Genomic DNA, 13,685 nt, shown 5'->3' on the forward strand with positions numbered 1-13,685 from the left:
TGTATATTAATTACATCCACATCCGCCACTTCCTTTAGTAGAGCCGGCTGGTGTGGCGCCTTCACGAATAGAGTGAACATATTTTTGAAAATTATCGCCTGAATCGGACCCCATTTGCATATCCGGGTCATTGATATAGATTTGTTCATAAGGCTTTACAGATACGCACGACTGCAACCACAGTAATGATATCACAAAAAATAGTAGCCGTTTAACTTTCATAATTCAGGTCTTTCGAAAAATGAACATTATTGTTTTCGTCGATAAAGATAGCATGTGTCATTGGAAGTTGGTCAATAAATTTGATTCCTTTATCCACACCCATGACATAGGCTGCTGTTGCTAAGGCATCTGAGAGTTCTGCTCCGGGAGAAAAAACAGTGACACTTTTGATCCCTGAAAGAGGTTTACCACTCAGCGGATCAATGTTATGTGAATATCTCTTGCCTTCGTGTATAAAATGTTGTTCGTAATCGCCTGAAGTTGCAACAGAGGTATCTTGCACCGGAATATAAAAAAGCATCTCCTTTGGATTATCCGGATTTGCAATTCCAATTCTCCAGTCACTATTGTCTGCTCTGTTGCCAAAGCAACTAAGATCACCACTTGCGTTAATATAACCAGCCTTAACCCCATTTTTTAGCCAAAGTTTCTTCACCATATCTGAAGCATATCCTTTACCTATGGCATTAAAGCTTATTTTCATGTTTTCAGTTGAAAGGTTAATTGCCCCGTCATTTAGCTTTATTTTTTTATATCCAACTGAGGATAGTGCCTGGGTAATACTTCTGTTTGAAGGAAATGCTACTTCGCCATTATTAAATGAGTAGAGATCTTTTAAAGGACTTACAGTAATGTCAAAACTTCCTTTGGTAAGTAATGATATTGCAAGACTTCTTTCAATAAGATTATAGCACTCTTCGTCAATTACTAAAGGACTTTCATAATCGTGATTATTTATTCTGGCTGTTTCAGAGTCTTCATTGTACTCAGAAAGCAGTTTTTCAATCCGTAAAATCTCTTCAATACCCTCTAACAGGTATTTATTTGCTCTTTTCTCACTGCTTTCAACAACAGTAAGCTCAAAAGCCGTTCCCATTAATTTCTTACGAATCGAATACTCTTTCATTGCAATACCTTCAAATGAGATGAGATTTCACTTGTAAATTCCTCTACCGATTTTCCTAATGGAATTAACTTGATCACTTTACCGGTACTTTCATTTACAAGAAGCATTGTTGGAAATGCCCCGTCAAATGCATATTTATCTGCAATCTCCGAATTGTATTGTTTTGTTTCTTTGGGTAGTTTCTTTCGTTGTGGAAAATCTATTATTTCCATGTTGATATTATTCCTTGAAAGAAAGGTTTCAAAAACAGGGTTATCAAGAATGTCTCTTTTGATGACAATGCAATCTGCACACCAGTCTGATCCGGAAAAGTAAATTATTGAAAGATCATTTTTTGGATCACTTTCTAACTCTACTGCCTCTAATGCAGGCATAAATATCAGGGTAATGTATAGGCAAATAGTATAAATCACAGTTGAGTCCTTTTATTATTCTATAATCAATGGTCTAAAATTACCAACACTGATTTTGGTAATCAATCGAATTATTAGATTTTAATAATTTAATAACACAAGGGGTCTGACTCCAATTAGGGTAATGTTGCTCTTACTATTTAGACTTAACGAAGGTATCAATAAAATTAGTGTGTAGAAGTTAAGATTCTTAATAGAATTACAAAGTGAAATTTAATATGATTAACAAGTAGGTAAAATCAACGATGTGATAAAAAAAACGCCCGATTCAGGCGTTTTTTTAATGGTAGTATTATAGGTTTCTATTTTAAGAAGAAGAAAATTGTTCCTATGATTATCAATCCAAGAATTACAGCCATTACGATTTTAATCCAGCTGTAAGGTCTTTCTCCCTGAACTTCACCTGTTCGTGCATTGACCAAAAACTGGTATAGTTTGTCTTTGAATTTAAAAGCACTAACATAAACCGGTAGATGAATATGTTTAAAAGTGATGTCATTGTAAATGGAATTAAGAGAAAGAATTCTCTGTGTATCTCCACCAATATCCCTTTGCACTAAAATTTTTATTTGTTCATCAGCCTTTTCTTTGGCTCTTTCAAATCCATGACTTAGTTCCGTATTGTGTTTCTCGGTGATAAATCCACTAACATACTTTTTATCGAATGGAGTCAGGTTTTGTAAATCCCATGGCTCCAGATTATCGATATACTTTTCAGGTAGTGACTTGGTAGAAACTGTCAGAATATCATCAAAAAACTTGCTTACCGTACCACTTGCCGGATACCATCTGATTTTTTGAACTCTTCTGGTTTTGGTAACTGTCTGACCATTTTCAGTGGTAGTGTAGCTTTCGTTTACATAATAATACTCACCTCGCTGGCCTACATATTGTGTTACAGTGTCCGCATCAAAAGTTCTATATGGAACGTAAACTCCTTTGAAATGGTCAAAACTAAGAACTGCTTTTTTCAAATCACCTGGCGCAAACCATAAGCCATCGATCCATTTTTTGAATTCAGATTTTGCTTGTTGCTTATCTAATTTAAATGGAAGAATTGACTGCGGTATTACCACTTCTTCTTCATGTACATGGTCAAGAATTAATGGTGTAGAGCAATACGGACAGAAAGCTGAAGTTATATTAGGCTCCAAAGTAGATGAAGCTCCACAACTTTCACACTTCACAAAGCTCTCTATAGTTGTAGGCTCTGAACTAGATTTACTTTCCAGAACTGCATAATAGTCTTGCTCTATTATTTCATCTTCAATCTGAGGAATCTCATTTTCGGTACCACAGTATTCACAATGTAAATTTTGTGTTCCCGGTTTATATTTTAATTCCGCACCACACCCTGTACAAGCAAAGGAGTCAACTAGTAATTCATTTACTTCAATATTTTCCATTATTGTCCTGGTATTGGTGGAGGAACACTTCCAAATATATTGTCAAGCTCAGATAAGGTGTTTGCAGCAGCCCAGTTAGCCATGCCTTCTCTCCATACCAGAGTTTCTCTTGTGAATTGATTTTGAGAAGCCATCTGCTTCAAGGTGTTCATATCATAAGGACCTGCCTGCTGACCATTGATCACAACATGAAATGTTAATGCTGGTGGTATCGGTGGAGGAGTTGCCTGTGATGGTTGCTGTTGCTGTGCTTGTGGTTGCTGACCTTGAGAAAAGGCATTTCCCATTTGGTTAGCCATTGCAAAGCCCATACCCATTCCCATGCCTGCTCCAGCTGTTCCACTAGGGTTTTCTGCTGCTTTTTCCATTGCCTTTGCAGCCTTCATTTGAGCCAGTTTATTTAGGTCAATGGCGTTTAAGCGGCTAAGCTCGAAGATCTCTTTCTTGATCTCCTCAGGCATAGACACGTTTTCGACCAGGAACTTTGTAATTTTGATTCCATACTCAGCAAAATCTGGTCCTATTGCTTCAGCAATAAATTCTGAAAGTTCATTCAGGTTACTGGCAAAAGCTTCAACAGGGAATTCTGCCTCACCTGCAGCATCAGTAAACCTGGTTACAATAAGACTTTTTAACTGCTCAGCAATTTCTTCAGTCGTGAAATGTCCGTCAGTACCTACAATCTCTCTTAAGAATACTTTTGGATCATCTACTTTAAGAACGTATGTTCCAAATGCTCTGATTTCAAACATTCCAAAGCGATTGTCGCTTAGTGTTATCGGGTTTTTAGTGCCCCATTTTTGAGCAGTAATATTTCTTGTGCTTACAAAATATACCTCAGCTTTAAACGGACTGTTAAACCCGTATTTCCAACCTTTTAATGTAGAAAGGATTGGTAGGTTTTCTGTATTTAATGTATACATGCCCGGTTCAAAAATGTCGGCAATCTGGCCTTCATTTACGAATACAGCCATCTGACCTTCTCTTACAGTAAGCTTAGCACCGTTTTTTATTTCGTTTTGATGTCTTTCAAAGCGGTAAACTAATGTGTCGTTTGAGCTATCGGTCCATTCAATAATGTCGATGAACTCATTACGTAGCTTATCAAATATTCCCATGATTGTATATTAAAAGGTTGTTTCAGTAATCGTTGTTATAAAAAATGTTAGTTGAATCTTACTCTTATCAAAAAAATAGCCAAAAAGTAAATCCGGCCCACAAAATAATAATTTATTGGTGTTTAACACATTTATTAATTCAGATTTCCTTACTCATCAATAAAATAGTGTTGATCAAGAATATTATTATTTTTTCCGTCCCTGGTATTTGTCATGCAGGCCTACTCCATTCATGATCATTTCTTCACATTTTTCTATTCTTGAAATTCTGGTTTTAGATTGTTTTGGCTGGGAGAAAAATAAAATGTATCCTCGTTGCCTGCCAGGAGTTAGTGAATCAAATGCAGATTTTAGCATTGGATCTTCCTCAAATTTTTGAGATAATTCCTCAGGAATCGGCTCGGGTTCTTTTTTGAAATTGACTTTTAATCCGGCTTTTTCAACTTCAATTGCCTCGAAAATATAGGCCTTGATATCAGATTCAATTTTCGTAACCTGATCAGGACTGGTGAATTTAAGCAACCTGAATGCTTGAGAATTTTTGCCGGGCTTGTCAAGGAGGTTCTTTGAATCTGCCAATAATGAACCTTTCATGAAACTTATCGAACAAAATTCCTTGAATGCACTCAGCAAAATAACATTGGTTCCATGGTATGTGTAGCAAGGAACACCCCACTTACATTCTTCTGTAAGTCCGCTTTCAAGAAGTATTGTCCGTAGCAGTTCAAGTTCTTTGGTCCACTTATGAACTTTACAATCTGGTGTACCACCCAGAGAACACCTTCCGCAACCTTCAACAAAATAGTTTTCAACAGAAGTATTCATTTCCATAGATATTAATTTAGGTTAATTCACTCTTTAGTAAATGATTAATTAGCCTTTCCAACAATCTGCTTGCCTAAAGATAAGTGTTCTTCAATTAACTTGAAAAACAGATTTTTACCATTATCGCCATTAGTGAAAATAACTATGCCTTCACCTGTTTCTGGGAGAAGCATAATCAAAGTATTAACACCTTTGTCTCTTCCTGAATGAAGGAGAGCATATTCCTTACCAATAAGTTTTGGGAGTATTTCCCAGCCTAACCCGATCTTGATATTGTTTTCTGTATCATTTTGTTGAGTTATCATTTGTTGGTACAATTCCGTTGATAAGTTAGCCCCTTTAAGAATGTATTCGGCAAAGCGACCATAATCTTCTACTGTAGTCAGTAGGTCATCTGCGGCATTGGCTTCAGTATTTTTGTATGTTTCATAAGTCTGCCCTCCGTTCATATCATGCCATTTTGCAAACTGGTTTTCATCAATTGATTTTGACCAGTAAAACTGTGTATTATTCATTTTTAATGGATCAAATAGTAGCGAGTCGGCAAGGATTTCAATCCTGGTTTGAAATTTTGATTCTATTGCTGTTTTCAGATACTGGAATCCTTCTCCGGAATAATTAAATCCTTTTCCCGGTTCAAAATCAAATTGAAGCATGCCGGATTCATTTTCAATTCTCCAGTTTTTAAACCCGGATTGGTGTGATAAGATATGTCGGGTGGTAATCTTTTTGCTTTGGGGATTATTCTTTACATCCGGGTCTACCCAATATTTGTAAAGAGGTTCATCAAGGTTCCATTGCCCGCGTTCAACGAGGGTTAAGGTTAACATTGTGATAACGGGCTTTGTTAGTGATGCAACATTAAATATCGCATCAATGGGTGCTGTTTTGCCTTCTTCTAGCTCACCATAAACTGCTACTTTTTGCAATGTGTTGTTTTGCAGTATTGCCATGCCTAAAGCAGGAACTTTGTTTTCTTTTAACCAGTTCTCTATACTTTTAGTGTCATCAAAAACTGGTGTAATAGCATTGCCAGTAGGTGTTTCAGGGTTTTGATGATTATAGCTTAATACCCGTTTTAACTGCCAGCCGCTTTCTTTTTTAATCCAAAGGTGACTAAACTCTGCGATACTGGTAATGTATGGATCTTTATTTTCTTCAACAGCATAAAACTCATGAGTACCATTTTGTAAAACGCCATAAACTTCTCCATTTGATTTTAAAAGGTGAATTTCATTTGTTTCAGGGAGTAGCTTTCTAAATGGACGATATGAAAGTGAGCAAATGTTCTTTTTAATTCCTTCTATAAAAATCTCCTTACCATAGGTAGTTCCTGATTGGTCATGGTAAAATTCAAAATCAGAATCAATAATGTCATACAACACATCTGTATTACATTTATTAAATGACTCTTCAAATAGAAGACTGTCTGCTTTAACTATCTCTTTGGTTATTTCACTTAAAGACTGAGAAAATAGATTCTGGTTGAATATAAATAAAGCTAAAACAATAAATGACGCTGGATTTAATTTAGCATTTAAAGAAAGGAAAGTTAGAAAACCAACTGGAGTTTTGACGTTCATAGTTGAGCTGATTATTGATAAGTACAAATTATACTAATACTCAACTTCTATCAACTTTAAACTCATTAGTTGTTGTAATTTATTATACCAGTGGTATAGATATACTCTGGAAGGTAATTGCAATTATTTGAACTCCGTCCCACAAGATTTACACTTGTAAACAGTCTTGTAATAAATAGGGAATACCATAAATAGAAATGACACAATTGCTGATAAAACTCCTTTAATTCCCTGCATCGATTTGAATCTGTCATAAATATCTTCAGATCCACAATTCGGACATTTAACTCTTTGATCATTATCGTCTTTTATGGGGGAGTTTTCAATTTCAGACAATATCTTAAGAGCATTTTCAGCATCTTTTTTGTTGATCATAAGCTTAATGCCACCTACTGAATGACTAAAAAGCGGGTTCATGCCTACTATATTTTCATCATAGAGATAGCATTCAACGCCTTCGCTTTCAAGCCTTGATTTTAAAATATGAGCGTCAACAGCATTGTCGAAGGTAGTTAATAGTACAAGTTCCAAGTGTGGTGTTGTTTAAGGTTGAAAAATCAGAATTATAAATATTCGATTTGTGATTTTTGGTTCCTATTTCTCAAAAGGTAAATATAGATAATACCTACACTTAGTCCAGTAATAGCAGTTAGCCCAATCAAAATTTGAGTTGATGTGCTTTCATATAAATCACTTCCAAAATATGTTACTATTATAGATAATAAACTAGTCGGGATTGATGCAAAACTTATTAGAATGGTAAAGAATTTAGGTTTACTGTATTGGAATATTACCGAGTGAAGAACTGGAGCTATATAAATTTGAGATACATTAAGGCATATAACTGAAATACCATAAAATAAGAAATGTAATTCATTTGGATATTCTGGGATCATATATAATAAGCCAAATGAAATCATGACTAAAATAGCTCCTGTCATTAGTTTAAAAAAAGGCCGGCTATAGAATTTTTTCCATAGAAATATAGCTATTATGCTCAACGGGATAGTTAATAAAAGACTTCCTGTTGACCACAATTCTTCAAAGCTAAATATTGTTGTGATCTGATTAAATTGATTTAAGATATAATTACTTTGGAAGGATGCAATACCATAAATTACCCAGAATAAACCAACTAGTATGAAAATAATAACAATATTAACAGTGCGGTTATTTATTGAAGGTTGTTGACTTACAACCTTTTCATTTCTTTCTATTTTTATAGTTAAAAAGAGTATTAATGATAGAAGTGCAATAATTCCGCAGGTAATAAATCCAGGTTGCCACCCAAATTTGATTCCAATAAATCCAATAGCTAATGGAGCTATAAATGAACCTGCTTTGGGTATTAGGTATAATATTGTTAGACCTGAATCTAAAAGTTTTGTTTTATCATAGTAAAGTTTTCCAAAACTTGAAATAAGATTTGGTGAATATAATCCACCACCAATTGCTATAAGAAATAAACTAATGAAAAATGCCTCCTTATAAGGCAAATTAATGCAAAAAGCTCCACATGCTTGTAATAACATGCCAGTAATTATAGCTTTTTTATTTCCAATTAATAAATCACCAACAATTGCACCAATGAATTGAGAAAGTATAACTGAGATTGTGAAAACAGAATAAATTTTAGCAGCCTCAACATCTTCCATTTTCAGGAAACTTTTAACCATATATAGAGTTAAAAGAGCACGGATTCCGTAAAAAGAACTTCGCTCCAGTAAATTTGAAAATGCATATTGAAATGTTCCTTTAGGGTATGATTGGTTTAACGTTTTTTTCATTTGACTAATAAAAATGATTAGAGAGTCAAAATTTACAACTCTAATAAATGGTTGATATTCCTAAAAAGTATTTTCAAAATTAAATTTAATCAGTATTGATTGAAACAATTCAATCAATATTTTGAAGCGATTTTAACTCTTTATTAATAAACTCACTAATTTCTTCAGCTCTGTCAACAATCATGAAATGTTCTCCTCCATCGATCAAATGAACTTTACCTGATCCTTTCCAGGGAAGTAACTTATCATTTGCGCCATGAATTCTAATGAGTTTGGTTAATTGTGTAGAATTATCCCAGTTTACTACTTCGTTTACAGCCCATTTAGCAAAGTTTAAATCAGTGTCCTCAAGGATTTTATTTAAAAGTGTTGTGTTCCTGGCCCCAAATAAAACTCTTGCAATTCCTCGTGGAGGATTAAATAATCTTTTTGGAATCAAACTAAGAATTCCGGATTTCCCTGTGACTCGATAAATCAAAGGGATTTCTTTTCTTGTGGCAGCTGATGATATCAATATGGTTATTTTGGGATTTAGAATTTTACTAATTTCAACTGCAACCAGTCCTCCGAAGCTAACTCCGATTATTCCAAATTCAGAATCAGTATCAATTATTTCCGAAAGTCTTAATGAATAATCCTTAAGTGATTCGTGTTTTTTTGGTTTTATCCAATCAATAGGAATTAATTCACAATCTAAATTTAAGCATGAGTAAACACGCTTATCTGCCCCAAGCCCACTGATAGCATATAGTTTCAATTTGGTATTCGTTGATATAGTTGTAATTCCTATTATGAATTTACATGTTAGCTACACCTCTGAAAAATTGGACTGCACCAAATACAATTGCTCCCCAAAAGATAAATCCTATATCAGCAACAGTAGCGATAAGCCCTCCAATACACCATAAGGCACCATAAATCATGTCTTTTCCAGCCCGTTTCTTTTTTGCTTCCTGGTATTGCTGTTGTAGGTTGTTAATTACTACTGATGCAGTCTCTTCATCCATACCTTCACCAACTAATATACTTTTAGTTTCTGTGGCACTTTTATTTTCATTATACATCAGGTTAGCTGTATAGTCATAGATTTGATTTACAACTTCTTGTTGATTCACGCTCTGATCGTTCATAGTTTCAATAGTTAATAATCGATGTTCAAATAGTAGCTCTTAATGCCAGGATGGCCTAATTAACATGCTGATTAATTTTCGATACTTTCCCAAAAAAAACGAAAATAACAGGAAGCTTTTTAAAAGCAAAAATATGATTAAAAATAATTTTACCCTTGTCTGATAGCAAACTCTTTTAATAAAATTGCCTCAAGTTCATTATGCTTTATTTTAAGTGCATTGGTTGAAATGGAAATCGGTGAACCATACATTTTATAGTTTGATTGCATGACTTTCTTCATCATACCATTTTTAGCACGATCAATATATTTTTCTGGTTTAATGGTATCAATCATTATAAGTTTTGTCGAAGCAATTTGAAGGGTTTCGATTCTTACAATGTCTTCCCACTCTATCAATCCGATATCGAAGGCATTTGAATTGTCAGTGATTCCTTTATCGTCTATGATAAACCCAATGCGATTATCAAATAATTTTCTTGAAATGAATATTAAACAAAGCCCGAAAAACAGAATGGCTGATATGCCAATGATTCTTACTATTAATTGATTTCCAAAAATGGATCGGGAAAACATTTCCGGATTTAAAATGAAAAATACTCCGGCTATAACAAATGCAAGTGACCCAATAAGCAGCAATATTATTTTAGTCTTACTTAACTGGATTTCGATTTTATTATTCATATTGGTTGAAGTTGAAAACAGGAGGCTAAAGAAATTAGATTCTTTCTGATTTCCAAATATTTATAGGGGTAAATATACCCGATTGAGATTAGTCTTTAGTTTGTTATATTGTTATTGAATATTGTTCAATTTCCTTCCCCATTTTGATAAGCTCCGGAAGAATAAGTTAGTTCATAACTATGAGTGTAAATTTCAAAAACTATTCCAAACGGATCTTCTACATAAACCATTTTATATGGCTTCTCACCAGGGTAATATTCTCTGATTGGCATTCGCTGTTTACCTCCATATTCCACGATTTTATTTGCTAGAGATTCAATATCAGGATCTTGAACACAAAAATGAAAGAGTCCGGTATTAAATGGATTGAATTTAGGTTTTTCTTTATTTCCGTGGGGGAAACAGAACAACTCAATACCGATACCATCTGATGTTGCCATGTGAGCAATTTCAAATTCACCCCAATCTTCACCAAATACATCAATGCACATTTGTCCAATGGCAGTTTCTCTTTCCTTTTTTATTGAAGAGGGCGACATAATTATATACCAGCCCATTACTTCATTATAAAATTCTACAGCTTTTTTAATATCTGGCACTGTAATTCCGATATGTGAAAATGACCTTGGATATGATGATAGTTTCATTGTTCTTAGATTTAATTAATTGAGAAATTTAATGCAGGTCATTTCAGGTATGGGGTAGGGCATTTAAATCAGGAAACCTGCTTACTTTAAATTTATTAATAGTAAATGAGAATTTAATGGATTGATTAAAATTTCAATCAGAATATTAATAAGTTGAGTATTAGTGGTTTGATATATTAATCATTTAATTGAGCTATGAGTCTATCGTTAATTATTTATTCGCTTCTCGCTGGTATAACCGTCTTTATTGGTGGATTACTGGCAAATTCATTTGAGCATCATAAACTGGAAAAGCCTGTGAAATATGGCATCACTCATTTTATGATGTCGTTTGGAGCGGGAATAATTTTAGCAGCTCTTTCATTGGTTCTAGTTCCGAGAGGAATGGAAGAACTTGAAATATTACCTTATATCTTAACCTTTCTGGCCGGGTCGATTACATTTTTGTTTCTTGATAAATACCTGAAACAAAAGGGAGGGCAGGTTTCTATGTTATTGGCAATGCTGATGGATTTTATTCCTGAATCTATCGTTTTAGGAGCAATGTTCGCCTCTGAATCGTCCTCTACTAAATTGCTGGCTGTAATAATTGGTTTACAAAACTTACCTGAAGCATTTAACTCTTTTCGTGACCTTGTGTTAAGTGGGTTTTCTGTTAAAAAGACATTTATAATATTTGGAATAATAAGTTTATTTGGAATTCCAAGTGCATATATCGGTCATGCTTTTTTGAGTGACCACCCGGATCTGACTGCTTATCTGATGACATTTGCCAGTGGAGGGATATTGTATTTATTGACACAGGATATTATTCCGGAAAGTAAATTAAAGAACTCGCATTATTCTGCTCTGGGTGCATGTCTGGGATTTCTGGTGGGAATTATTGGTGAAAAGATAATTTGATTATATTGGAATGAGACTTAAATCTAAATCCTAATTATGGCACTTTTCGAATCGAATATTAGTAAAATCAGAAAAATGTCCGGGCTTATTATTTCAATTTTACCAAGCCTAGTTCTGCTATTTAGTGGTGTGATGAAGTTTGGAGGTGCCGAACAGCTTGCCGGAGCCCTGGATAAAATTAACCTGCTGCCCTATATGAAAATGATAGGTTTTATCGAAGTGGTTGCGGTGATCTTATACTGGATTCCTCGTTTTTCGAATATTGGATTTTTACTCGTTTGCTGTTACTGTGGAGGAATTATTGTTGCTGAGCTGGCTATGGGGGAGTTTCCTCTACCGGGAATAATGGTGACCTCATTGTTTTTCATAGGGACATTTTTACGTAAGCCTGGTATTTTTGGATTATGAAAATTATTTAATCCCATCACTAAAATGGCCTCCATGCTGGCCTTTGCTAAATTTAGCTTTATTATATTCTTCAGACTTTCCTTTAGGTATAGTCAAACTTTGCCATTGATTTGATTTAATCATTCTTCCGATATAAACAATTTGACCAATGTGATAGGAGTAATGTGCTAACTGCCTGGTGATGGCATCAAAAATGGTATGCTCCTGGTTTCTTATTAAGACAGTAGTGTTGATGTTTACTTCATTAATTGAATCCAGTGCTTCGAATAAACAATTCCACCCCTCATTCCATCTTGTATGTAATTCTTTTGAAGACTTGATCACCGATTCAAATTCCTGATCCCTATTACGCCATTCTTTTTCACCATCGGAAGTGAGGAAGTCTGTCCATCGGGAAAGCATATTTCCAGACAAATGATTTACAATGATTGCAATTGAATTTGACTCTTTATTGTATTGCCAGAAGAGATCATTTTCTTCAAGCTGTTCAAATGTTTTTTCACCAACTGATTTATAGTAGTCGAATAACTTTCGGGTTTGGATTAACTGATCGGGAGTCATAATAAAGGGGCTAATGTGGGATATTTGGAGTTCGGAACCTCTATAAAGTTAATCTAAATTAACTAAGGTTGCTGGTGGTATGGTTAATATCCTAAAGCTGGAAGAATCATATCCATCAAATCGAATTTTGAAACTTTGTTTTCTTTATTGGTTAAAATGATAACTGTAGTTCTTGTTTTGGTGTCTCGCCATAGAGTTGATGAGTTTGCTACCCATTGTCCATTTTTGAATATTTGGTTTTCATTGCCTTTCCAATACATCCAGCTACCCAGTGTTAAATTTGAAGCTGAGCCATCATTCATTTTGATTTTTTCGAAGTATTGATCAAGCAGTTTGTAAGAAATTAGTTTGTTAGTATATAGTGCCTGATCCCATTTTAACAAATCGCTAGCTGAAGAATAAATGCTTACACCACCGGGGTATGAACCAGCAAACCAATCTTTTGGCTTCTCATTATTACTGTAATTTAAAGCCCTAGGATATTCCTTATTTGCCAAACTCAAAAGAAAAGTATTTTCAAATTGTAATGGTTTGAATATTTCCTTGATTAGAAATTGTTCAAACGATTCACTCGTTACTTTTTCTATTACGGCAGCCAATACAGTATATCCGGCAACACTTGACAGGAATTCATCTCCGGGTGTGAAAGCAAGTTTTGGCTGGACTGTCTCGAAATAACCCATCATGCTGGTAATTGTCACTACATTGTTATCATCGACAGCTTTATTATATAACCTTTTAGGTCCACTAGAACTTGTCATTAACTGTCTGATTGTTATTTTCTGATAGGGGAAGTCAGGTATGTATTTAAAAACTTTATCATTGAAATCGAGTAAACCTCTTTCTTGTAGAATAAACAATGCCATCGTAGTAAATGACTTGGATATAGAAGCTATGTGAATAGGTGTGTTTAAATCTACCGGGATACTTTCTTCAAAATTTGCATAACCGATAGATCTTGTTAGAATTGGGTTGCCATCTTTTGCAATAAGTACTATGCCATTGAAATCCTTGTTTTGTTCAATTTTGTCTAAGGATGAAATTATGATATCTGTTCCTGATTGAGCATACAGCAAATTAATCATCAGGTAT

The 13,685-nt window shown here is 34.4% G+C and carries 17 protein-coding genes; 2 read left to right on the forward strand and 15 right to left on the reverse strand.

The window, feature by feature from the left end; translation table 11 throughout:
• Positions 1-6: 6 nt before the first annotated feature.
• From HH304_RS04535 to HH304_RS04595, 13 genes are all read right to left on the reverse strand, one after another.
• Complete coding sequence (locus HH304_RS04535) at positions 7-222, reverse strand: DUF4266 domain-containing protein (RefSeq protein WP_169678273.1); 216 nt, start codon at positions 220-222, stop codon at positions 7-9.
• Positions 212-1,129: an FAD:protein FMN transferase gene (locus tag HH304_RS04540; RefSeq protein WP_169678274.1), complete on the reverse strand. Its 918-nt coding sequence runs from the start codon at positions 1,127-1,129 to the stop codon at positions 212-214. Before HH304_RS04540 ends, HH304_RS04535 begins: the two co-directional genes overlap by 11 nt.
• Positions 1,126-1,503 carry a thiol-disulfide isomerase gene (locus HH304_RS04545; RefSeq protein ID WP_169678275.1) on the reverse strand — a complete coding sequence of 126 codons (378 nt, stop codon included), beginning with the start codon at positions 1,501-1,503 and terminating at the stop codon, positions 1,126-1,128. The genes HH304_RS04540 and HH304_RS04545 overlap by 4 nt, the downstream gene beginning before the upstream one ends.
• A gap of 341 nt (positions 1,504-1,844) precedes the next feature.
• Entirely contained in the window at positions 1,845-2,948 is a 1,104-nt protein-coding gene (locus tag HH304_RS04550) for a hypothetical protein (RefSeq protein ID WP_169678276.1), read from the reverse strand.
• On the reverse strand, positions 2,948-4,066 hold the full coding sequence (locus HH304_RS04555) for an SPFH domain-containing protein (RefSeq protein ID WP_169678277.1): 1,119 nt from the start codon (positions 4,064-4,066) through the stop codon (positions 2,948-2,950). The genes HH304_RS04550 and HH304_RS04555 overlap by 1 nt, the downstream gene beginning before the upstream one ends.
• A 186-nt stretch (positions 4,067-4,252) precedes the next feature.
• Positions 4,253-4,897 carry a YdeI/OmpD-associated family protein gene (locus tag HH304_RS04560; protein ID WP_333908737.1) on the reverse strand — a complete coding sequence of 215 codons (645 nt, stop codon included), beginning with the start codon at positions 4,895-4,897 and terminating at the stop codon, positions 4,253-4,255.
• 38 nt (positions 4,898-4,935) lie between these two features.
• Positions 4,936-6,474 carry a serine hydrolase domain-containing protein gene (locus HH304_RS04565; RefSeq protein WP_169678278.1) on the reverse strand — a complete coding sequence of 513 codons (1,539 nt, stop codon included), beginning with the start codon at positions 6,472-6,474 and terminating at the stop codon, positions 4,936-4,938.
• A 123-nt stretch (positions 6,475-6,597) separates the two neighbouring features.
• On the reverse strand, positions 6,598-7,005 hold the full coding sequence (locus tag HH304_RS04570; protein ID WP_169678279.1) for a putative signal transducing protein: 408 nt from the start codon (positions 7,003-7,005) through the stop codon (positions 6,598-6,600).
• A 32-nt stretch (positions 7,006-7,037) separates the two neighbouring features.
• A complete protein-coding gene (locus HH304_RS04575) occupies positions 7,038-8,261 on the reverse strand; it encodes an MFS transporter (protein WP_333908738.1) in 1,224 nt (407 codons plus the stop codon).
• Positions 8,262-8,370: 109 nt separating this feature from the next.
• A complete protein-coding gene (locus HH304_RS04580) occupies positions 8,371-9,018 on the reverse strand; it encodes an alpha/beta hydrolase (protein WP_169678281.1) in 648 nt (215 codons plus the stop codon).
• A 40-nt stretch (positions 9,019-9,058) separates the two neighbouring features.
• Complete coding sequence (locus HH304_RS04585) at positions 9,059-9,391, reverse strand: hypothetical protein (protein WP_169678282.1); 333 nt, start codon at positions 9,389-9,391, stop codon at positions 9,059-9,061.
• A gap of 149 nt (positions 9,392-9,540) precedes the next feature.
• On the reverse strand, positions 9,541-10,074 hold the full coding sequence (locus tag HH304_RS04590) for an STM3941 family protein (RefSeq protein ID WP_169678283.1): 534 nt from the start codon (positions 10,072-10,074) through the stop codon (positions 9,541-9,543).
• A 125-nt stretch (positions 10,075-10,199) separates the two neighbouring features.
• Positions 10,200-10,721, reverse strand: coding sequence for a lactoylglutathione lyase family protein (locus HH304_RS04595; protein ID WP_169678284.1), 522 nt, complete (start codon positions 10,719-10,721; stop codon positions 10,200-10,202).
• Between the two features lie 195 nt (positions 10,722-10,916).
• Here HH304_RS04595 and HH304_RS04600 point away from each other — a divergent pair, with 195 nt between their 5' ends.
• Positions 10,917-11,624 carry a ZIP family metal transporter gene (locus HH304_RS04600; protein WP_169678285.1) on the forward strand — a complete coding sequence of 236 codons (708 nt, stop codon included), beginning with the start codon at positions 10,917-10,919 and terminating at the stop codon, positions 11,622-11,624.
• Between the two features lie 36 nt (positions 11,625-11,660).
• Positions 11,661-12,032 carry a DoxX family protein gene (locus tag HH304_RS04605; protein ID WP_169678286.1) on the forward strand — a complete coding sequence of 124 codons (372 nt, stop codon included), beginning with the start codon at positions 11,661-11,663 and terminating at the stop codon, positions 12,030-12,032.
• 3 nt (positions 12,033-12,035) lie between these two features.
• Here the strand turns inward: HH304_RS04605 and HH304_RS04610 are convergent, their stop codons facing one another.
• Together HH304_RS04610 and HH304_RS04615 are read right to left on the reverse strand one after the other, a co-directional pair.
• On the reverse strand, positions 12,036-12,593 hold the full coding sequence (locus tag HH304_RS04610) for a DUF1572 family protein (protein ID WP_169678287.1): 558 nt from the start codon (positions 12,591-12,593) through the stop codon (positions 12,036-12,038).
• A gap of 83 nt (positions 12,594-12,676) precedes the next feature.
• The gene (locus HH304_RS04615; RefSeq protein WP_169678312.1) at positions 12,677-13,678 is read right to left on the reverse strand and encodes a serine hydrolase domain-containing protein; all 1,002 of its coding nucleotides are present in this window, start codon (positions 13,676-13,678) and stop codon (positions 12,677-12,679) included.
• Positions 13,679-13,685 lie beyond the last annotated feature (7 nt).

It is taken from the genome of Marinigracilibium pacificum (assembly GCF_012926615.1).
Classification (GTDB): domain Bacteria; phylum Bacteroidota; class Bacteroidia; order Cytophagales; family Cyclobacteriaceae; genus Mangrovivirga; species Mangrovivirga pacifica.

Coding starts and splice junctions, on each gene's coding strand:
- HH304_RS04595 (WP_169678284.1), bottom strand. CDS start 10,721: ATGAAACTATCATCATATCCAAGGTCATTTTCACATATCGGAATTACA.
- HH304_RS04610 (WP_169678287.1), bottom strand. CDS start 12,593: ATGACTCCCGATCAGTTAATCCAAACCCGAAAGTTATTCGACTACTAT.
- HH304_RS04555 (WP_169678277.1), bottom strand. CDS start 4,066: ATGGGAATATTTGATAAGCTACGTAATGAGTTCATCGACATTATTGAA.
- HH304_RS04590 (WP_169678283.1), bottom strand. CDS start 10,074: ATGAATAATAAAATCGAAATCCAGTTAAGTAAGACTAAAATAATATTG.
- HH304_RS04615 (WP_169678312.1), bottom strand. CDS start 13,678: ATGATTAATTTGCTGTATGCTCAATCAGGAACAGATATCATAATTTCA.
- HH304_RS04565 (WP_169678278.1), bottom strand. CDS start 6,474: ATGAACGTCAAAACTCCAGTTGGTTTTCTAACTTTCCTTTCTTTAAAT.
- HH304_RS04550 (WP_169678276.1), bottom strand. CDS start 2,948: ATGGAAAATATTGAAGTAAATGAATTACTAGTTGACTCCTTTGCTTGT.
- HH304_RS04535 (WP_169678273.1), bottom strand. CDS start 222: ATGAAAGTTAAACGGCTACTATTTTTTGTGATATCATTACTGTGGTTG.
- HH304_RS04540 (WP_169678274.1), bottom strand. CDS start 1,129: ATGAAAGAGTATTCGATTCGTAAGAAATTAATGGGAACGGCTTTTGAG.
- HH304_RS04575 (WP_333908738.1), bottom strand. CDS start 8,261: ATGAAAAAAACGTTAAACCAATCATACCCTAAAGGAACATTTCAATAT.
- HH304_RS04560 (WP_333908737.1), bottom strand. CDS start 4,897: ATGGAAATGAATACTTCTGTTGAAAACTATTTTGTTGAAGGTTGCGGA.
- HH304_RS04600 (WP_169678285.1), top strand. CDS start 10,917: ATGAGTCTATCGTTAATTATTTATTCGCTTCTCGCTGGTATAACCGTC.
- HH304_RS04545 (WP_169678275.1), bottom strand. CDS start 1,503: ATGCCTGCATTAGAGGCAGTAGAGTTAGAAAGTGATCCAAAAAATGAT.
- HH304_RS04605 (WP_169678286.1), top strand. CDS start 11,661: ATGGCACTTTTCGAATCGAATATTAGTAAAATCAGAAAAATGTCCGGG.
- HH304_RS04585 (WP_169678282.1), bottom strand. CDS start 9,391: ATGAACGATCAGAGCGTGAATCAACAAGAAGTTGTAAATCAAATCTAT.